The 18,732-nt window shown below is 69.3% G+C and carries 17 protein-coding genes and 1 tRNA gene; 10 read left to right on the top strand and 8 right to left on the bottom strand.

Annotated elements, in window-relative coordinates:
• Nucleotides 1-26: 26 nt before the first annotated feature.
• Nucleotides 27-1,016, bottom strand: a complete 990-nt coding sequence (locus KBY95_RS00145) for an RpoD/SigA family RNA polymerase sigma factor (protein WP_254962658.1) — start codon at nt 1,014-1,016, stop codon at nt 27-29.
• An 89-nt stretch (nt 1,017-1,105) separates the two neighbouring features.
• Here KBY95_RS00145 and KBY95_RS00140 point away from each other — a divergent pair, with 89 nt between their 5' ends.
• On the top strand, nt 1,106-1,825 hold the full coding sequence (locus KBY95_RS00140) for a pseudouridine synthase (RefSeq protein ID WP_254962657.1): 720 nt from the start codon (nt 1,106-1,108) through the stop codon (nt 1,823-1,825).
• A gap of 11 nt (nt 1,826-1,836) precedes the next feature.
• Nucleotides 1,837-2,802: a RodZ family helix-turn-helix domain-containing protein gene (locus KBY95_RS00135; RefSeq protein ID WP_254962656.1), complete on the top strand. Its 966-nt coding sequence runs from the start codon at nt 1,837-1,839 to the stop codon at nt 2,800-2,802.
• Here KBY95_RS00135 and malQ read toward each other — a convergent pair.
• Together malQ and KBY95_RS00125 are read right to left on the bottom strand one after the other, a co-directional pair.
• On the bottom strand, nt 2,760-4,310 hold the full coding sequence (gene malQ, locus KBY95_RS00130; protein ID WP_254962655.1) for a 4-alpha-glucanotransferase: 1,551 nt from the start codon (nt 4,308-4,310) through the stop codon (nt 2,760-2,762). The genes KBY95_RS00135 and malQ overlap by 43 nt on opposite strands.
• The gene (locus KBY95_RS00125; protein ID WP_396094859.1) at nt 4,307-5,494 is read right to left on the bottom strand and encodes a Coenzyme F420 hydrogenase/dehydrogenase, beta subunit C-terminal domain; all 1,188 of its coding nucleotides are present in this window, start codon (nt 5,492-5,494) and stop codon (nt 4,307-4,309) included. Before KBY95_RS00125 ends, malQ begins: the two co-directional genes overlap by 4 nt.
• A gap of 173 nt (nt 5,495-5,667) precedes the next feature.
• Between KBY95_RS00125 and KBY95_RS00120 the strand changes: the two genes are divergently transcribed.
• The 3 genes from KBY95_RS00120 to KBY95_RS00110 all read left to right on the top strand — a co-directional run bounded on the left by KBY95_RS00120 (nt 5,668) and on the right by KBY95_RS00110 (nt 8,397).
• Nucleotides 5,668-6,696, top strand: a complete 1,029-nt coding sequence (locus tag KBY95_RS00120; RefSeq protein ID WP_254962652.1) for an LCP family protein — start codon at nt 5,668-5,670, stop codon at nt 6,694-6,696.
• 46 nt (nt 6,697-6,742) lie between these two features.
• Complete coding sequence (locus tag KBY95_RS00115) at nt 6,743-7,411, top strand: MarC family protein (protein ID WP_254962650.1); 669 nt, start codon at nt 6,743-6,745, stop codon at nt 7,409-7,411.
• A 137-nt stretch (nt 7,412-7,548) separates the two neighbouring features.
• Complete coding sequence (locus tag KBY95_RS00110; RefSeq protein WP_254962649.1) at nt 7,549-8,397, top strand: shikimate dehydrogenase; 849 nt, start codon at nt 7,549-7,551, stop codon at nt 8,395-8,397.
• A 28-nt stretch (nt 8,398-8,425) separates the two neighbouring features.
• Here KBY95_RS00110 and KBY95_RS00105 read toward each other — a convergent pair whose 3' ends face one another.
• Nucleotides 8,426-8,971: a hypothetical protein gene (locus KBY95_RS00105; RefSeq protein ID WP_254962648.1), complete on the bottom strand. Its 546-nt coding sequence runs from the start codon at nt 8,969-8,971 to the stop codon at nt 8,426-8,428.
• A 67-nt stretch (nt 8,972-9,038) separates the two neighbouring features.
• Between KBY95_RS00105 and KBY95_RS00100 the strand changes: the two genes are divergently transcribed.
• Both KBY95_RS00100 and KBY95_RS00095 read left to right on the top strand, forming a co-directional pair.
• A complete protein-coding gene (locus KBY95_RS00100) occupies nt 9,039-10,046 on the top strand; it encodes a ribose-phosphate pyrophosphokinase (RefSeq protein ID WP_254962647.1) in 1,008 nt (335 codons plus the stop codon).
• Between the two features lie 11 nt (nt 10,047-10,057).
• Nucleotides 10,058-11,350 carry a glycoside hydrolase family 10 protein gene (locus KBY95_RS00095; protein ID WP_254962646.1) on the top strand — a complete coding sequence of 431 codons (1,293 nt, stop codon included), beginning with the start codon at nt 10,058-10,060 and terminating at the stop codon, nt 11,348-11,350.
• Here the strand turns inward: KBY95_RS00095 and pepN are convergent.
• The 3 genes from pepN to KBY95_RS00080 form a co-directional block, all read right to left on the bottom strand.
• Nucleotides 11,347-14,073, bottom strand: a complete 2,727-nt coding sequence (gene pepN, locus KBY95_RS00090) for an aminopeptidase N (RefSeq protein WP_254962644.1) — start codon at nt 14,071-14,073, stop codon at nt 11,347-11,349. The two genes, KBY95_RS00095 and pepN, sit on opposite strands and share 4 nt — an antisense overlap.
• A 7-nt stretch (nt 14,074-14,080) precedes the next feature.
• Nucleotides 14,081-14,497, bottom strand: coding sequence for a cAMP phosphodiesterase (locus tag KBY95_RS00085; RefSeq protein WP_254962642.1), 417 nt, complete (start codon nt 14,495-14,497; stop codon nt 14,081-14,083).
• Between the two features lie 113 nt (nt 14,498-14,610).
• Entirely contained in the window at nt 14,611-15,126 is a 516-nt protein-coding gene (locus KBY95_RS00080; protein WP_315858871.1) for a hypothetical protein, read from the bottom strand.
• Nucleotides 15,127-15,304: 178 nt separating this feature from the next.
• Here KBY95_RS00080 and KBY95_RS00075 point away from each other — a divergent pair, with 178 nt between their 5' ends.
• Nucleotides 15,305-16,495: a histidine kinase gene (locus KBY95_RS00075; protein ID WP_254962951.1), complete on the top strand. Its 1,191-nt coding sequence runs from the start codon at nt 15,305-15,307 to the stop codon at nt 16,493-16,495.
• A gap of 64 nt (nt 16,496-16,559) precedes the next feature.
• Nucleotides 16,560-16,632: transfer RNA gene (locus tag KBY95_RS00070), tRNA-Glu, on the top strand.
• Nucleotides 16,633-16,759: 127 nt separating this feature from the next.
• Here KBY95_RS00070 and KBY95_RS00065 read toward each other — a convergent pair.
• Nucleotides 16,760-17,278: an SRPBCC family protein gene (locus KBY95_RS00065; RefSeq protein ID WP_254962950.1), complete on the bottom strand. Its 519-nt coding sequence runs from the start codon at nt 17,276-17,278 to the stop codon at nt 16,760-16,762.
• Nucleotides 17,279-17,507: 229 nt separating this feature from the next.
• Between KBY95_RS00065 and petH the strand changes: the two genes are divergently transcribed.
• Complete coding sequence (gene petH, locus KBY95_RS00060; protein ID WP_254962639.1) at nt 17,508-18,680, top strand: ferredoxin--NADP reductase; 1,173 nt, start codon at nt 17,508-17,510, stop codon at nt 18,678-18,680.
• Nucleotides 18,681-18,732: the final 52 nt, after the last annotated feature.

Here is an 18,732-nt window from a genome sequence, read left to right as displayed (position 1 = left end):
GGGGCTTTTTGGCGAGCCGTGGTGGCTCAGGCCACCAGGTAGGCCTCGAGGGAGCGGGAGTGGTGCCGAATACCTTCGAGGGCACGCCGCTCCAGATTGCGGGTCTTGTCACGGCTCATCCCCAGCGTGCGGGCAATGCCGGTCAGGCTCATCGGCTCTTCGCCGTCGATGCCGTAGCGCATCTTCAGCACCCTGCCCTGCAGCTCCGGCAGCTGCTCCAGCAGGGCCCGCAGGTCGCCCTTGAGGCACTCGCCATCCACCAGGTCGGCCGGCAGCAGGTCGTCCCCGGCCAGCAGGTCCAGCAGCTCGGTGTCCTCCCCGTCACCCACCTTCGTCTCCAGGCTCACCGGCTGGCGGGCGCGGCAGAGCAGGTCTTTCACCTCCTCTTCGGGGAGTTCCACCGCCACCGCCAGCTCGCTCAGGGTGGGGGTGCGGCCCAATTCCTGGCTCAGCTCCCGCTGGCCCTTCTTGAGCTTGTTGAGTGTTTCGGTGATGTGGATCGGCAGCCGGATCGTGCGGCTCTTCTCGGCGATGGCCCGGGTGATGCCCTGGCGGATCCACCAGTAGGCATAGGTGGAGAACTTGTAGCCGCGGGTGGGGTCGAACTTCTCGACACCCCGCACCAGGCCGATCGTGCCCTCCTGGATCAGATCCAGCAGCTCCATGTTCCGCTTGGTGTATTTCTTGGCGACGCTCACCACCAGGCGCAGGTTGGCGGCCACCATCCGCTCCTTGGCGCGGCGGCCGGCGTGCAGGCGCTTGCGCAGCATCGCCGGGGTGAGGCCCGCCTCGGCGGCGAGCAGTTCGGGGCTGGGCTCCTCGCCGCCGGAGCGCAGGCTGAGTTCCTCGCGCAGGTCTTCAAGGGCCATCAGCTCCTGCACCTGGCGGCCCAGGGTGATCTCCTGCTCATGGCTCAGCAGGGGCACCCGCCCGATGTCCCGCAGATAGGAGCGTAAGGAATCGCCGGTGGGGACCAGCAGGGACGCGGAAGCAGCCGTGACGGTGATCGAAGGCATCGTCCCTTGTTACGAAACCATTTGGTTTCGTAAATCTACCATCACTTTGCGGACTCGCTCCGACCTGGAGCGGTCCGCAGAATGGGGTCATGGCTGCCGACCGTCTGCAGAAACTCGTGGCTGCCGCAGGGCTCTGCTCCCGCCGGGAAGCGGAGACGTGGCTCCGCGACGGCCGGGTGCGGGTCAACGGTGACCTGGCCCAGTTGGGCGACCGCGCCGATCCCACCTGCGACCGCATCAGCGTCGACGGCCAGCCCCTGGAGCTGCCTCGCACCATCCTGACCCTGCTGCTCAACAAGCCGCCCGGGGTGCTAAGCACCTGCCACGACCCCCACGGCCGCCCCACCGTGCTCGACCTGCTGCCGCCGGAGCGGCGTCGCGGCCTGCATCCGGTGGGTCGGCTCGATGCCGACAGCCGTGGTGCCCTGCTGCTCAGCAACGACGGCGACCTCACCCTGCGCCTCACCCATCCCCGCTACGGCCATCGCAAGACATATCAGGTCTGGGTGGAGGGATGGCCGCGGGCGGCCACCCTGGAGCGCTGGCGGGCCGGCGTACCCCTGGATGGCCTGCCCAGCCAGCCGGTGGAGCTGCATCGTCTGCGCCACCATCGCGGCGCCACCCTGCTGGAGCTGGTGCTGCGGGAGGGTCGCAACCGCCAGATCCGGCGCACGGCGGCGATCCTCGGCCACCCGGTCCTGGATCTGAGGCGGGTCGCCGTCGGCCCGGTGCAGCTGGGCGATCTGGCGGAAGGATCCTGGCGTGAGGTCGAACCGGGAGAATGGGGCCCCCTGGCCGTCGCTCCCTGAGCCCCCCTCCCTTGCCCAAGCCGGCCCCGTCCCTGTTTCAGCGTCTGCGCGAGCGCCTGCCGGGGCAGCGCCGCCGCATGGGGACGGTGGTGGAGGAGCGACGCCAGGATCCCCTGCTGCTCGCCGGCCAGCAGCTGCGCGAGGCCCGGGAGAGCCGCGGCCTCGGCCTGCGCCAGCTGGCCCTCGACACCCGCATCAGCACCGCCGTGCTGGAGGCCCTGGAGCGGGGCTGGCGGGACCGGCTGCCGGAAGCGGCCTACCTGCGCACCATGCTCCCTCTGCTGGAGCACCACCTGGAGCTGCCCGGGGGGTGTCTCGATGGGGTGCTGCCGCCGGAGCAGGAGCGGCGCAACGGGCGGCGGCGGGACACGGTGCTGCTGCGTTTCACCCCCGGCTCGATCGATGTCTTCACCACCTGGCAGGGCACCGTGCTCTACGCGGTGCTCTGCGCTGCGCTCCTCTATGGCCTCAACCTGCAACAGCGCCAGCTGGCCGCCCAGGGCCTGCATGCCCTGCAGCCCATCCCGCCCCTGAGTGCGGCCCAGACCGACCAGGCGAATCTGGAGGATGCCGATCGGGTCATCCTGGAGGCCTACCCCGACCTGCGCCCCCTGGGCAAGGCCGCCGCCGGCCAGGGGCTGCAGCGGCTGCGCCGAGAAACCAGCCAGAACCGACCCGATCTGGCCCTCGGCCTGCTGCGCCTCGAGCTGGCCAAGCCCACCCGGGTCTCGCTGCGCAGTGATCGGGGCGTGGAAACCCAGCTGCCGGCGGTGCAGGGCAGCCTCAGCCTGCCAGTGTTGCCTCCCTTCAGTCTGCGGTTGGAGCCGGCCCCGGCGGCCGGATCCGTGCGCTGGAACGGCCAGCCCCTGGCGCCCGCCACCCCTGCCGCCCAGAGCCCCGACCCCTCCAGCGGCCAGGGCCAGGCGCAGTTCCTCTATCCGCCCCCGGCCGCCGCCGCCTCCCGTCCCCGGCCGTAGCGGGCCGCCATGGCGCCGAAGCCCTGCAGGGGCCCCGCCATCGCCGCCACGGGCTGGGACAGCCGCCAGCTCCAGTTGCCTTCAGTCGTACCGGGGGTGTTGAAGCGGGCCTCGTCGCCGAGCTCCAGCAGGTCCTGCAGCGGTACCACGGCCAGCTCGGCCGGGGAGGCCAGGGCCACCTCCAGCAGCTGCCAGCTCGGCGCCCGCACCTCACCTCCCACCACCGCCGCGACCCGTCCCCTGGCGTCGTCGTCGAGATCCCGCCACCAACCGAGGCTGGTGGCGTTGTCGTGGGTGCCGGTGTACACCACCCAGCGGCTGCCCTTGTAGTTCGCCGGCAGGTAGGCATTGTCGTCGTTGCCGTCGAAGGCGAACTGGAGGATCTTCATCCCCGGCAGGGCGAAGCGATCGCGTAGGGCCTCCACCGCCGGGGTGATGACGCCAAGGTCTTCGGCGATCAGTGGCAGCCGCCCACCGGCGAGCAGTCGGCCCTGGCGGCGGCAGCGCCACCACAGGCGGCGCAGCAGGGCCCGGCCGGGGGAGGGGCGCCAGGTGCCGTGCTCGGCGGTGATATCCCGCCCCGGGACGCTCCAGTAGGCCTCCAAGGCCCGGAAGTGATCCAGCCGCAGCAGATCCATCAGTTCCAGCTGGCGCTGCAGCCGTTTCAGCCACCAGCGAAAGCCGCCCAGGCGATGCACCCACCAGCGGTACACCGGGGTGCCCCACAGCTGGCCGGTGGCGGCGAAGTAATCGGGCGGCACGCCGCTCTGCTCCACCAGCCCCCCATCGGCGCGCAAGGAGAAGAGGCGCCGATGGCTCCAGACATCGGCACTGTCGTGGGCCACATAGAAGGGCAGATCCCCCACCAGCCGCACCCCCTGGGCATGGGCCCGGTCCTGCAGGCGGCCCCACTGGCACTGGAGCTGCCACTGCAGCAGGGCCTCCTCCAGCAGAGCCTGGCTCTGGGCGCCGGCGAGCGCACGGAGCGCCTGGGGCTGGCGCCGCGCCAGGGGTTCGGGCCACTCCCACCAGGGCTGTCCCCCCTGCAGGCGGCGGATCACCATGAAGCGGCAGTGGTCGACCAGCCAGAAGCGCTGGCGCGCCTCCCAGCGATCGAAGGCCGCCAGGCGCTCCGGCGACTGCCCGGCCCAGCCCCGGGCCAGGGCGGCGGCAATGGCGGCCGCCCGCTCCCCGGCACAGGCCGGATCGAGGCGATCGTCAGGCCCGGCGGGCAGGGCGTCCCGGTCGGCGGGGGTGATCAGGCCCTCGGCGACAAGCCCGTCGGCATCGATCAGCCAGGGGTTCAGGGCCGAGCCGCTGGGGGAGCTGTAGGGGGAGCCGGTGCCATCGGTGGGAGATAGCGGCAGAAGTTGCCATACCCCCACCCCCTCGGCGGCCAGCAGGTCGATCCAGTCGCGGGCGGCGGCACCGAAGCTGCCGCAGGCCCCGGTTCCCGGCAGGGCCGTGGGATGGAGCAGCACGCCGCAGGCCCGGGGGTCGCCGCTCACGGTTTCGGCAGGCGATAGCGGTCCACGATCCGGCGGGCGAAGGCGGGGATGTGGGCCTCCACCTTCTCCGGGTGGTGGCGCTGCAGCCAGAGGGCGTTGCGCGTGAAGTGGGAATCGATCGAGAAGCGGCCGTACTCGAGGCCCTTGGGCCCGAAGCGCTGCACGAACACCCCCACCAGTTCGGCGAGCCACATGGGCAGCTTCAGGGCCTTCTCGTAGGCGTCGATGCCCTGTTGCACCGCCTGGCGGCGGTCGCCGGAGCTGGTCACCGGCGCCAGGTCGAGCTCCGGTTCGACCAGATCCAGCAGCTCCTGGCCGAGGGCGTTGCGCACGGTGATCCACTGGCGCCCGAAGCCGGCCCCCATGTAGCCCACCACCAGATCGGCGCCGGCATTGGTGTAGTCGAAACAGCTCAGGCAGCTCGGCGCGAACACGTCCTTGAGGGCGGGGGTGTCGAGGCCGAAGAAGGGCACCGTTTCTTCCTGGCCGTCGCTGTGGCGGAAGTGGATGCGAAAGTCCTGCATGAACTCGTAGTGCACCACCGTGTCGGGGGAGCGGCTGGCGCTCTCCAGGAAGGTCTGCAGCCCCTGGCGGCTGACGTTGTCGACGCAGGGCAGCCCCAGCACGTAAAGCTTCTGCAGGGGCAGGGTGGCCTGCACGGCCCGCAGGGCTTGGATCTGGCAGCCCACCCCGATGGCCAGCAGCCGTTCGATGCCGCTGCCCGGCAGCTGCTCCAGCACCTCCAGGTTGGGGGAGAGGGTGGGCTTGTTCACCCGCGCCGCCAGCACCTCCTCCGGGGTGCGGGCCAGCACGGGCACCGGCGTGAAGCGGTCGTCCGGGCTCTGCTGCACGCACAGCACCGCATCCACCAGGCCCGTCTCCAGGGCCCGCACGCCGAGGCGGCTGACGATGCCCGTCCACTGGGCCCCCTCGATCGGCTGGCGCAGGCGTGCGGTGACCATGCGCTGGTGCACGCCGAAATAGAGCTCATCGTCGTCGTCGAGGCGGCGGCTGCGGCCGTGGGCCTGCTCCTCCATCGCCTCGAAGCGCTGCTCAAGGAAGGCGCAGGCCCGGCGGACGTAGGCCACCCAGCGGCTGTCGCAGAGGCCGCAGTCGCTGCAGAGATCCTTGGCCGGTTTGGGGCTGCCCTTGGCCAGGGGTCGGGCTCGATCGTGCGGCGCCAGGGACGACGGCGCCGGTGAAGGAACGGTGGACAAGCGGTGGTGGGCGCAGTGGCTCGACGCTCAAGCTATCCGTCGTTGCGCTTCGATGCCGCCGGCCCCTGATAGCGCCAGGACCGAAGGGGGGGCGGCGCCTGCGTCAGAGTGCCCTCCAGCACCTCTCCGTTTCGGCCCCGATGCCCGCCCGCCGGAAGCCCCGCCGCCCCGCCGAAACCCCGGCACCCGGAACCGGAACCTCCACGGCGACGTCCACGGTGGCGGCCCCGGCCCCGAAGCGGCCCCTGCTGAGCGGGCGGATGCTGAAGAGCCTCGGCATCACCGCCGCCGGCGCCGTGGTGGGGATGGCCACCCTGGGACTGCTCTGGCCGATGCCGGACCGGGCCCTGGCCCCCACGCCCGAGGTCGGCCCGGCCAGCCTGGCGGCCAAGCCGGCGCGGGCCATCACCCTGCTGGTGATCGGCAGCGATGCCGAGCGGATCGGCGCGCCGCGCAATGGCGCCGCCCCCGCCGGCCCGGCCAACGCCGATGCCCTGCTGCTGGTGCGCATCAATCCCGAGGGACCCCTGCAGGTGCTCAACTTGCCCACCGAAGTGGCGGTGAACCTGCCCGGCCAGAAGGGCCCGAAACGGCTCGGTGAGGCGTTCCGCCTCGGGGGCGTGGCGCTCACCGCCGATGCGGTGCGGGAGCTGGTGGGGCTGCAGCCCCCCAGTCCCGACCGCTACCTGGTGCTCTCGAGGGGGGCGCTGAGGGATCTGGTCAACGGCCTGGGGGGGCTGGAACTGAGCCCGCCCCGGCGGATGAGCTACACCGACAAGACCCAGAAGCTGACCATCGACCTGGAGGCCGGCCTGCAGCAGCTGGGCGGCGCCAAGGTGGAGCAGCTGGTGCGCTTCCGCGACCCATGGCTCGGCGACACCGGCCGGCGCAGCAACCAGCAGCTGGTGGCCAGCAGCCTGCGGGAGCGGATGGTGCAGCCCGAACGGCTCGCCAAGCTGCCCTTTCTGGTGAGCCAGCTGCAGCCGAAGGTGGAGACCAACCTCTCGCCGAGCGAGGCCCTCAGCCTGCTGGCGGCCGGGCTGGATGGCAGCCAGCCGGTGCAGTTCGCCAGCCTGCCGCTGAAGCCCGCCGAGGAGAAGCACAAGGGACTGCGCCAGCTGGATCCCGCCGTCACGCCACCGCTGTGGAAGGAGCCGGCGGCCCCATAGCGCTCCGGGCTGTGTCCGGGATGATGGCCGTCAGCTGCTGGGCTCCATGGCCATCACCCCCGAACTGATGCTGCCCAGCAGCTTTCAGCATTACCTGCTGGGATTGTTCGCTGTCGCCAACAACTTCCCTGCCATCGGGCCGTTTCTCACCCTGAGCCAGGGGGTGCCGGCCGTTCAGGTGCGGCGGGTGATTCGCATCACCACCTTCTCCAGCCTGCTGATCATGCTGGGCGCCTACGTCCTGGGCACGGCGGTGCTGAAGTTCTTCGGCATCAGCGTGAGTGCTTTCCAGATCGCTGGCGGCCTGCTGCTGGGCTTCAGCGGCCTGAGCATGCTCAATGCCAGCGATCCGGGCGATTCACACGAGAAGAATTTCGATGTGTCGCACATGGATGTGGGGCAGATGACATCATCAGCGATCGTGCCGATCTCCCTGCCCCTCACCACCGGCGCCGGAACGATGTCGACGATCACGGTGTACGCCAGCAGTGCCCATAGTCTCAGCAATCACATCGCCCTATTCGCAGCGATCTTGGCGATGACGACCCTGATCGGCCTGATGTTCACCTTCGCCACCCGCCTCACCCAGATGCTGGGCCACGTGGGCATGACGGTGCTGATCAAGGTGATGGGCCTGTTCACCCTGGCGATCGGGGTTCAGTTCATTGCCACCGGCGCCAGCACCATCCTTGGCCAGATCACGCTGCGGGTTTGAAGGTGGGGGCAGGAGGCATCACCTGAAGGTGGTTCTCGGCGCCCATGGCGCGGGGCTGGAACGTTGTATCGCCTTGTTGTCCCCCGCCAACCCCAACGCCTCACCCTTGCCAGCCTTGGGGCTGCCGCCGGCTTGCCGTGATCCCTCCCCAGAAGCAGATGACCGGCATGCTCGGCCATCCTGTGGCTGAGAACCCGATCGATCGGATGTTCGATGCGGTGTATGCCCACCACGGGCTGTGCTGGCAGTTCTGGAAGAACGACATCGCCAGCGCGGCGGATCTTGCCCTGGCGGTGCGGGCCCTGGTGCCCCTGGGCTACCGCGGCATGGCGATCACTGTGCCCTACAAGGTGGCGGTGATGCCGCTGCTGGATGCCGTCGATGACGACGTGCGTGCCATCGGTGCCGCCAACTACCTCACGATCGAGGCGGGACGCCTCATCGGCCACAACAACGACGGCAAAGGGGTGGTGAAGGCGATCGAGAAGCTGGCGCCCCTGGCCGGGAAGCGGGTGGCGATGCTCGGGGCGGGCGGTGCCGGTCGGGCGATGGCGGTGGAGATGGCCTGGGCCGGTGCGGCCCACCTCACCCTCATCACCCGGCGCCAGGAGCAGGGCCAGGAGGTGGCGGGCACGGTCACCCGCGCCGCCGGTGTGCCGGCGGTGTGGCAGGCGTGGCAGGGGGAGGTGCTGGTGCCGGCGGGCACCACCCTGCTGATGAACGCCACCCACCTGGGCTGCGCGCCGGAGCCGGAGCCGGTGCCCATCCGCTGGGACACGGTGGATCCGGCCTGCGTGGTGGTGGATGTGATCACCAACCCCCGCATCACCCCGTTCCTGGCCACGGCGCGCAGCCGCGGCTGCCCAGTGGTGGATGGCGTGGAAATGTTGGTGCAGCTGGCCATGCAGATCTTTGAGCAGTGGACCGGCGTGACCCCCGAGGAAGCGGTGTTCCAGCGCGCCGTGGCCGAGGCCCTCGGGGAGTGAGCCGGGCTAGGCGTGCCATGCCTGGGGCCTAGGCCGCCTGCAGCACCCGCCAGCGGCTGCGCAGCACCTGTTGCAGCGCCGCCATCGCGGCCTCCCCCTCGCCGCTCGCCTCGCCAGCATCAGGCAGCCAACCCAGCCAGGGCAGGCCATCGCGGCGGCGCTTCAGGGGCTGCCAGTCGCCGCCCATCTGCACCAGGCCGGCCAGGGGCACTCGCCATTGCGCCAGCAGGGCGGCGCCGGCCGCCGGCAATCCCGTGGCCATCTGCTCCCCCCGCATCACCAGGAGACAGGGTTGGCGCCAGGCGCCGAGGGCCTCGGCCCAGCTACCACCCCGCGCCAGCGGCAGGCCCGGATCCAGGGGCAGGGCGGCCAGCCATGGGCCCGTGGCTTCGTTCGTCAGGGCCGCCAGGCTGGCATCGGGATCCTTGGCCCTGGCCAGCTGCCGCAGGGCCATGGCTTCGGCAGCAGCCAGCCGCGCCGCCAGGGGCGCCAGACCCTCGAGCTCACGGCGCAACCCCAACCCCACCAGCAGCAGGCCGCCGTGGCGCTTCGTTTCGGTCCCTGAAACCGACATGGTTGTTTGCACTGTCCGGGCCGGCACGCTTCTACCATCGTGCTGCGAAGCATCGCCGCCTGCGCCCTTGTCCACTTTCTCAACCGCTGAACGGGTGGAGCAGAGCGGGCAGCCGCCCCTCACCAGCCACGACCCTCGCCGGTTGCGGTTGTTCTGCGGCAACGCCAATCCCGACCTGGCGCGGGAAATCGGCGCCTACCTCGGCGTGCCCGACGGCCCGAGGGTGATCAAGCGCTTCGCCGATGGCGAGCTCTACATTCAGATCCAGGAGTCGATCCGCGGTTGCGACGTCTTCCTGATCCAGCCCACCTGTGCTCCGGTGAACGATCACCTGATGGAGCTCTTGATCATGGTGGATGCCTGCCGGCGGGCCTCGGCGCGCCAGATCACGGCCGTCATCCCCTACTACGGCTATGCCCGGGCCGACCGCAAGACGGCGGGACGGGAATCGATCACGGCCAAGCTGGTCGCCAACCTGCTGGTCAAGTCCGGGGTCGAGCGGGTGCTGGCCATGGACCTGCACTCCTCCCAGATCCAGGGCTACTTCGACATCCCCTGCGACCACATCTACGGCTCGCCGGTCCTGGTCGACTACCTCGCCACCAGGGATCTGGGTGAGGTGGTGGTGGTCTCCCCCGACGTCGGCGGTGTGGCCCGGGCCCGGGCCTTCGCCAAGCAGATGAAGGATGCCCCCCTGGCCATCATCGACAAGCGCCGCTCCGGCCACAACGTGGCCGAAAGCCTCACCGTCATCGGTGATGTGGTCGGCAAGACCGCGATCCTGATCGACGACATGATCGACACTGGCGGCACCATTTTCCAGGGCGCCCAGTTGCTGCGGGCGCGGGGGGCGGCCCGGGTGCTGGCCTGCGCCACCCACGCCGTGTTCTCCCCTCCCGCCTTTGAGCGGCTCTCCACCCCGGGCCTGTTCGAGGAGGTGGTGGTGACCAACAGCATCCCCCTGCCCCCCGATCTGCACTTTCCCCAGCTGCGGGTGCTCTCGATCGCCAACATGCTGGGGGAAACGATCTGGCGGATCCACCAGGAGAGCTCGGTCAGCTCGATGTTCCGCTGAGCGGCACCGCCATGACCGCTCCCGAACCACCCGTCCAGCGGGTGCCGCTCAAGCGCTTCGCCCATCTCAAGCGCCATCTGCCGGTGCCGCTCACCGTGCTCGTCACGGCCCTGCTGGCCCTGACGGTGGGAGCTCCCCGGCCGGCCGGCGCCCAGGGCCGCCTGCCAGGAGGCTTTGAGCGACGGGTGGGGGTCTGGCTCACCAACAGCCCCAGCCCCCTCTATTACGACGCCAACCGCATCGAGGCCGCCGTGGGCCAGCTCGATGCCGCCGGCTTCAACACCCTTTACCCCAACGTCTGGAGCCGGGGGGCCACTTTCCACCGCAGTCGCTGGGCACCGCTGGAGCCGGCCCTGGCCCGCTCCAACCCCGGCCTCGACCCCATCTGCCGCTTCACCAAGGCGGCCCACCGCCGTGGCATGCAGGTGATCCCCTGGTTCGAGTACGGCCTGATGGAGCCGGCCGATGCCGAGGTTGTGCAGCGGAACCCCGAGTGGGTGCTGCGCCGCGCCGATGGCAGTGCGCTTTACGCCATGCACGGCGCCAACCTCAAGACCTCCCCGCTCAAGGACCTGCGGGTGTGGCTGAATCCGGCCCATCCGGGGGTGCGGGCCCGCTTCATCGGTCTGATCAGCGAGATCGTCCAGCGCTGCGGCGTCGACGGCATCCAGCTCGACGACCACTTCGCCTGGCCGGTGGAGCTGGGCTACGACCGCTACACCCGCGCCCTCTACCTGGCGGACACCGGCCGGGAGCCGCCCGCCAACTTCAACGATCGCTACTGGATGAAATGGCGCCGCCAGCGGCTCACCGCCCTGCTGCGGGAACTGCGCAGCACCATGCAGACCGTGGGCGGCCCGCGCCGCACGGTGATCAGCCTGTCGCCCGGCCCCTTTCGTTTCGCCTACAACCACTGGCTGCAGGACTGGGAGCTCTGGGCCCTGGGCGAACTGGTCGACGACCTGATCGTGCAGAACTACGCCTATTCGGTCAAGGGATTCGCCCGCGACCTCGACCAGCCGGCCCTGGTCAAGGCCCGTCGCTGGGGCATGCCCGTGGAGATCGGCATCCTCTCCGGCTTCGGCGGCCGCACCCCCGATATGACCATCCTCGAGCAGAAGGTTCGCCTTTCCGCCGCCCGGGGTCATGGGGTGATCTTCTTCTACTGGGAGGGGCTCTGGGGGCAGTATGCGGGGCCCGAGGGCGCGGCTTTCCGCCAGGCCGCTTTCCGCCGCCTCAACAAGGAGGTGTTCGGAACCGGGAGCGGTGCAGCCCCAAGGATCCAGCCTCCGCCACGCCCCTAGGTGCTCTGCACCGGTCCGCCCAGGCACTGCCCCACCACTTCCCTGGTGTTGGTGGAGAGCTCCGCTGCCGCCAGCTGTTCGAGAGCTTCCTGCATCCGCTCCCGCCTTCCGGCGCCGTAGCTCTGCCAGCGGCTGAACACCTTGGCCATGCGTGAGGCCGTGATCGGATTGCGGCGATCGAGAGCGGCGATCTTGTCGGCCATGAAGCGGTAGCCGCTGCCATCGGTGGCATGGAACACCGGCGGATTGCCCGCCAGTCCCCCCAGCACCGCCCGCACCGAATTGGGTGCCGCCGGATCGAAGCGGGGGTGGTCGAGCAGCCGCTGCACCCGCTCCAGGCCATCGGCGAACGGGGCGGCGGCCTCCAGGGCGAACCAGGAATCGAGGATCACCGGCTTGTGCTCCCAGCGGGCATAGAAGGCCTCCATCGCCTGCTGGCGGGCCGCGATCGGGTGATCCTGCAGCGCCCGCAGGCCTGCCCGGGCCAGGGTCATCGACGGGCCATCCACCGCGGCCCGTGCCGCGGCGATCACCGCAGCGTCGCCGGCGGCCACGCGCCAGCTCCAGATCGAAGCTGTCAGCATCCGGTCGCCCACCCCCTCCGGCCAGGCCAGGGACCATTGGGCGCTGCAGCGCTGCAGCGCCCGCTGCAGCGGTTCGGCCAGGGCCTCCCCGAAGCGGCAACGCAGGGCCTGCAGGGCTGCGAACAGGGCCGGAGGGTCGGGCTGTGGCGCGGCATCCTCCAGTTCGGCCAGCCCCGGCAGGGCCAGGAGCACGCTGCGGCTGGCCTCCGACAGGGAGGGATCGGCCAGGATCCGCTCGAAGGCGGCGATCAGCGCCTCTTCCAGGACCGCGTCGACCCGGCCGGCGGCCCGGCGCAGCACGGCCCGGCGCAGCAGCAGCTGGCCGGCGTCCCAGCGGGAGAAGGGGTCGCTGTCGGCGGCCAGCAGGTGCACCAGCTCGCTGGAGGGCCGCCCCAGCTCCACCTTCACCGGTGCCGAGAACTGGCGCAGCAGGGACAGGGCCGGCGGCGGTGCCTGGGCCGGCAGTCCCTCAAAGCGAAAGCACTGCTCCTCCTGATCGATCAGCAGCAGGCGGGTGCCCGCCCCCCAGCGCCGTGGCAGCAGAGGAGCGGCGCCGTGGTCGGGGTCTTCGGCCACCAGCCGCATCGGCAGGGGCTGGCCGGCCTGGCTCACCAGTCCCACGGCCAGCGGGATCACCAGGGGCTGCTTCTGGGGTTGGCCGGGGGTGGAGGGGGTCGCCTGGCGCACGTACAGCTCCAGGATTCCGGCCGCCTTGTTCCAGCGGCGCCGGACGTGCAGCACCGGCGTGCCCGCCTGGTGGTACCAGCGGCGGAACTGGACGAAATCGAAGGGTGGCAGGCGGCAGCTGTCGTCCACTTCGCCGGCCGCGTCCTGCATCGCCTGAACAAAGTCCTCGCAGGTGGCAGCGGTGCCGTCGTGGCGCTCCACATACAGCGCCATGCCCCGCTGGAAGGTTTCCTCCCCCAGCAGGGTGTGCAGCACCCGGATCACCTCCGAGCCCTTTTCGTAGATCGTAGTGGTATAGAAATTGTCGATCGCCTGGTACTGATCCGGTTGCACCGGGTGGGCCGTCGGCCCCGCATCTTCCCGGAACTGGGTGTTACGCAGCATCGCCACGTTCTCGATCCGGTTCAGGGCATGGCCATGCAGATCGGCCGAGAAGCTCTGATCCCGGAAGACGGTGAGCCCCTCCTTCAGGGACAGCTGGAACCAATCGCGGCAGGTGATGCGGTTGCCCGTCCAGTTATGGAAATATTCATGGGCGATCACACTTTCGATGCGCTCCAGCTCAGCATCGGTGGCCGTGGCGGCGTCGGCGAGCACCAGCTTGGAGTTGAAGATGTTGAGGCTCTTGTTCTCCATCGCGCCCATGTTGAAGTGGCGCACCGCGACGATGTTGTACTCGTCGAGGTCGTAGGTCAGGCCGTAGACGCGCTCGTCCCATGCCATCGCCCGCTTCAGCGACGCCATGGCGTGGGCGGTGAAGGGGGCATCGCCCGGCTCCACGTGCAGGCGCAGCTGCACGGTGCGGCCGTCGGCGGTGACGAACGTGTCGCGCACCTCCTCCAGCCGGCCCGCCACCAGGGCGAACAGGTAGGAGGGCTTGGGGAAGGGGTCGTCCCAGACGGCGTAGTGGCGCGCGGCCCCGTCGGGTCCGGGCGGCAGGTCCCCGCTCTCGACGCCGTTGCCGTTGGAGAGCAGCACCGGGCAGCTGTCCCGGTCAGCCTCGATCCGCACCCGGAAGCGGCTGAGCAGGTCGGGGCGATCCGGGTGGTAGGTGATGCGGCGGAACCCCTCCGCCTCGCACTGGGTGGTGACCATCCCCCCACTGACGTAGAGCCCTTCGAGGCTGGTGTTGGCCCGCGGATCGAGCCACACCTCGCTGGTGATCACGAAGGGCCGCTGGGGCGGCTGCAGCAGCAGCAGGCGGTCGTGCTCCAGCTGGATGGCCTCGGCGGGCAGGGGTAGGCCATCGAGGTGCAGGGAGCGAAGCTCCAGATCCACACCCCTCAACTCCAGCGGTGCAATGGCTCCTTGCGGCGCTTCGGCGCCAGGCCCGGGGAGGAACGCCAGTCGCGCCTCCACCAGGGCGTGGTCGTCGAACAGGCGCACCGTCAGATCGGTGCGCTCGAGACGGTAGGGAGCGGGCCGGTAGTCGGCGAGGTGCACGACAGCCATCAGAGACTCACTTGGGGGCTGGCTTGGCGGCGCCCTGCTGCTTGATGGCGTCCTGAACCTTCTTCATCACGTCGGCCGGGACCTCCTTGGGGCAGATCTCGGCCGCTCCAAGCACAGCCGAGTTGATGGCACCGCGGCGCAACTCCTCGATGGAGAGGGCTTTGGTGCCCACCTGTTGGATTTCGCCCTTGTGCTGGCCGAGAATCAGCTGGGCGATGGTTTCTCCGGCAATGCCCACCGATTTCTCGAAGTCGATACCGGCGGCGCGGGAGATGCAGACGTTGACGGCGCCGATGCGGGTGTAGAGACCCATCTCAGCGGCGGTGGCGGGTGCGGCGTGGGCTGCCACGGGAGCCAGCAGCAACGGCATGGCCAGCAGGGGTGCTGCCAGCAGCGGCCGGGTGCGGCGAAGCAGGAGAGACAAAGGGGTAGGAATCCGTGAACCTCCATCGTGATGCATCGCAGCGGCTGCCACACCCGCCACAGAGACCGCTCCGCGAGGCGGCCCTGGCGCCGTGGCCAAGGCGCTGACAGCGATTAACCGATCGGCTCTCCCGCTGGCTCCAGCCGGATCTCGTGGTGGAGCTCCACCAGTTCGAGGCTGCCGTGGCGCCAGGTATGGATCGAGCGGGAGCGGTAGTTGTCCCCATCCACCAGGCGGATCTGCTCCAGCACCTCCCAATCGTCGTAGTGGGACTGGAACGCCATGGTGTGTTCATCGATCTGGCGGATCTGGCTGACGGTGGGGGCCCCCGCCAGATAGCCGCAGCTGCGCCGCAACTGGTGGCCGCACAGCCAGGCCTCCATGGTGCCCTCGGGTCTGTAGTCGGGTTTGCTCTCAAAGAAGGGCTGATGCCCCTCCGCCCACCAGGTGAACCGGTAGCCCTCATCCCCGTCCACCAATTCGCTGTGGACCTCGATGCGCAGGTTCATGTCGACGCGCAGCACCGCGTCGTCCTCGGTGAAGAAGTAGGTGCGGCGCGAGCGCCACAGGCCCAGGTTGCGGGCAAACCAGCGCCGCACGCTGGTGTCGAGGCGGATACGGCTCTGCACGGGCCCCCCGCTGGCAAGGCCCGGCTGTCTTGGTGTGGTCATAGCTGGCCCACCCCGGCACAGACAGTCGTTGCCTGAAGTCCTAGCGAGGTTCACGGGGTTGTGCCCAGAACCCCATAAGGTTGGGTGCATTGCCGCATGCCTGCCGTTGCCGGTCTTGGGGGAGTCCGAGTTCCCGATGTCGGCGGTGCCGGTCGCCACCGCTGAGGCCAGCGCGGCCGGCGGTGAGCCCCAGAAACCGCTGAAGTTGCTCCTGGTGGCCGCCCACCACCACATGGCATCGGCCGACCTTCGTGCCTTGCTGGGTTTCCTCAACTCCGAGGAGTGCACCTGCAAGGTGTCGCTTCAGGTGGCCGATCCCGCCGACCATCCCGAGCTGCTCGAACTGCACCGGCTGGTGGCTACCCCGGCCCTGATCAAGCTCGACCCCCTGCCGAAGCAGGTCTTCGCGGGCAACACCCTGGCAGTGCAGCTGCGCACCTGGCTACCCCGCTGGCAGCAGATGGAGGTGGTCACCAGCCTGGGGCTCAGCCTGAGGCCGGCGGAGATCGACGGCAGCCGCAGCCAGCGGGAGGTGCAGCTTGAGGACCAGCTGCTGGTGCTGCGACAGGAGAACGAAACCCTGATCGAGCGGCTCGGGGTCCAGGAACGCTTGCTGCGCATGGTGGCCCATGAGCTGCGCACCCCTCTCACCGCCGCCAAGCTGGCCCTGCAGAGCCACGCCCTGGGCCAGATCGACGAGAGCCGCTTCCGCGACGTGCTCAACCGCAGGCTCGACGACATTGAGGCCCTCTCCAGGGACCTGCTGGAGGTGGGCACCACCCGCTGGGAGGCCATGTTCAATCCCCAGCGCCTCGACCTGAGCCAGGTGGCGGCCGAAGCGATCCTGGAGTTGGAGAAGCTCTGGCTGGGTCGGGGGTTGCAGCTGGTCACCGACATCCCCTCCGACCTGCCCGATGTCCATGCCGACCAGCGGCGCATGCGCCAGGTGCTGCTCAATCTGTTGGAGAACGCCCTGAAGTTCACCCCCGATGGCGGCAAGGTGAGCCTCAGCCTCATGCACCGCACCAGCCAGTGGGTGCAGGTGAGCATTTGCGACAGCGGCCCGGGCATTCCCCGCCAGGAGCAGCACCGCATCTTCCAGGACCGGGTGCGTCTGCCCCAGACCTCCGGCACCACCTCCGGCTTTGGCGTTGGGCTCTCCGTGTGCCGCCGCATCGCCGAGGTGCATGGGGGCCGCATCTGGGTGGTATCCGAACCCGGTGAGGGCGCCTGCTTCAACTTCACGGTGCCGGTCTGGACCGGCCAGAGCTCCCCAGAGCCGGTGCGCGCTGCCAGCGAACCGTCCGCCGCCACTGGCCTTCCTTGACGAAGGGTCCCTCTGGCCCGTAGCGTCCATCACATCAGATCGGCCGCAAGCCGGCTGTGGCCTCGCCCCCATCGTCTAGAGGCCTAGGACACCTCCCTTTCACGGAGGCGACAGGGGTTCGAATCCCCTTGGGGGTATGCATCGGTTCCGGGTCCGAGGCGGTGATGCTTTGGACCGCGGGGTCATCCGTTTCCCGATGGGCAGCCAATCACGTTGGCGGCTAAGCCTTCATGCCCAACTCTCGGCCTTGTGCCGCGAAGGATTTCAGCCCGCTTCGAAGCGCCGCTGGGCTTCCCGCTGCACGCCACGGAGATTGCTGGCCAGGTCCTCCTTGAGACGCTGCTCGATCAGACCGATCGGCATGCCCGGTTTGCCCTGCACCGTGAGGTCGTAGAGGAGCCAGGTGCTGGTGTCGTCGACACCCACCTGCCAGAGGCCCTGGAAGCAGCGGAAATCGCCCTCCAGCATGCGGAAGGCGAGGCAGCCCTGGTCAGGCTCTTCATTGAGCTCCAGCTGCACGCGGGCACTGAAGCGCAGGCCGCAGAACTGCTGGGTGCCCACCTGCTCCAGGGCCACCTGGTTGCCGCGACGCCAGAGCTGGCGGGAACTGGCCAGGTTGGGGATGAACTGATCGAGGTGGTCGTAGTCGGTGAGGACCGACCAGATCCACTCGGGAGCAAGGTTGAGGCGCAGCTGCACCGCCAGACGACGGGTGCCCTGGGGCAATCGTTCCATCTCCTGCTGGATCGTGTCGAGGGCACAACAGGCCTCTCTGGCGACCATGGCCTCGGGGGACGGGAGGGTCACGGGGCTGGGAAACAACGCCAGAAGCTGTGCCAAGACGGATCGGAGCTCGCTCGGGGCTTGGGGGAAGGAGGCAGCGGACGGCACCGGCAAGGGTGCGTCGAAACACAAACTAGCCCGTGTTTCCGCTTTCCGGTCAAAGAAGGCACACCGATGGGTCTGAGGCGTGTTCTCTATGATCGGGCCGATTTTCGGCACCGTCGTCCGTATGCGCGTTTCCACCGGCAAGGCCACCCAGTCCGACGGCCGCATGTTCACGGTTGTCGTTGAAGGCTTCGGCGTCGGTCTGCAGCGGCGGGCGGAACGACGTCTCACCGTGCCGTTCGGCCAACTGCAGCGACTGATGCAGACCATTGCCCTTCAGGGTGGTCAGATCCGAGCCATCAACGCCGAGGAGCTCCCGGCCGGGTCCGCGACCCAGGCTCCCTCCACCGACGCCGGCTCCGAAGCCCCGGCCGCCTCTACCACCCCCGCCAGGAAAGCCCCCGTGAGCCACGCCGACGTCCCGGTCAACCTCTACAAGCCCAAGGACCCCTTCATCGGCACGGTCATCGGCAACTACAGCCTCCTGACGGAGGGAGCCATCGGCCGTGTGAACCACATCACCTTCGACCTCTCCGAAGGCAACCTGCACTACGTCGAAGGCCAGAGCATCGGCATCATTCCCGATGGCGAGGACGCCAACGGCAAGCCCCACAAGCTGCGCCTCTATTCCATTGCCAGCACCCGCCATGGCGACAACTGCGAGGGCGGCACGGTCTCCCTCTGCGTCCGCCAGCTCCAGTACGAGAAGGACGGCAGCATCATCAACGGCGTCTGCTCCACTTTCCTGTGCGACATCGAACCGGGGGCCAAGGTGAAGATCACCGGCCCGGTGGGCAAGGAGATGCTTCTTCCCGCCGATGAGGAGGCCAACGTGATCATGCTGGCCACCGGCACGGGCATCGCCCCGATGCGGGCCTACCTGCGCCGCATGTTCGAACCGACCGAGCGCGCCAAGAACCCCGACTACCAGTTCCGTGGCAAGGCCTGGCTGATCATGGGCGTGCCCAAGACCCCCAACCTGCTCTACGAAGACGACCTGCAGCGCTACCTGGCCGAGTTCCCGGAGAACTTCCGCTACACCAAGGCGATCAGCCGCGAGGAGCAGAACCCCAGTGGCGGGCGCATGTACATCCAGGACCGGGTCACCGAGCATGCCGATGAGATCTTCTCCCTGATCGAAGATCCCAAGACGCACGTCTACATGTGCGGTCTGCGCGGCATGGAGCCCGGCATCGACGAGGCCATGACCGCCGCCGCCGCCGCCAAGGACCTCAACTGGAGCGAGCTGCGGCCCCAGCTCAAGAAGGCTGACCGCTGGCACGTGGAGACCTACTGACCCCAGCGGCCAACCAGACTCCCCAACCGCTTCAAGGCCCGCTTCCAGCGGG

Origin of the sequence: Cyanobium sp. Aljojuca 7A6 (genome assembly GCF_024346455.1) — a bacterium.
Lineage (GTDB): Bacteria > Cyanobacteriota > Cyanobacteriia > PCC-6307 > Cyanobiaceae > Cyanobium.
Note: the sequence above shows the minus strand (reverse complement) of the source record. Positions and strands in the feature narration are given on the sequence as shown.

Coding starts and splice junctions, on each gene's coding strand:
- KBY95_RS00145 (WP_254962658.1), bottom strand. CDS start 1,016: ATGCCTTCGATCACCGTCACGGCTGCTTCCGCGTCCCTGCTGGTCCCC.
- KBY95_RS00140 (WP_254962657.1), top strand. CDS start 1,106: ATGGCTGCCGACCGTCTGCAGAAACTCGTGGCTGCCGCAGGGCTCTGC.
- KBY95_RS00120 (WP_254962652.1), top strand. CDS start 5,668: ATGCCCGCCCGCCGGAAGCCCCGCCGCCCCGCCGAAACCCCGGCACCC.
- KBY95_RS00115 (WP_254962650.1), top strand. CDS start 6,743: ATGGCCATCACCCCCGAACTGATGCTGCCCAGCAGCTTTCAGCATTAC.
- KBY95_RS00105 (WP_254962648.1), bottom strand. CDS start 8,971: ATGTCGGTTTCAGGGACCGAAACGAAGCGCCACGGCGGCCTGCTGCTG.
- KBY95_RS00095 (WP_254962646.1), top strand. CDS start 10,058: ATGACCGCTCCCGAACCACCCGTCCAGCGGGTGCCGCTCAAGCGCTTC.
- pepN (WP_254962644.1), bottom strand. CDS start 14,073: ATGGCTGTCGTGCACCTCGCCGACTACCGGCCCGCTCCCTACCGTCTC.
- KBY95_RS00075 (WP_254962951.1), top strand. CDS start 15,305: ATGTCGGCGGTGCCGGTCGCCACCGCTGAGGCCAGCGCGGCCGGCGGT.
- KBY95_RS00065 (WP_254962950.1), bottom strand. CDS start 17,278: ATGGTCGCCAGAGAGGCCTGTTGTGCCCTCGACACGATCCAGCAGGAG.
- petH (WP_254962639.1), top strand. CDS start 17,508: ATGCGCGTTTCCACCGGCAAGGCCACCCAGTCCGACGGCCGCATGTTC.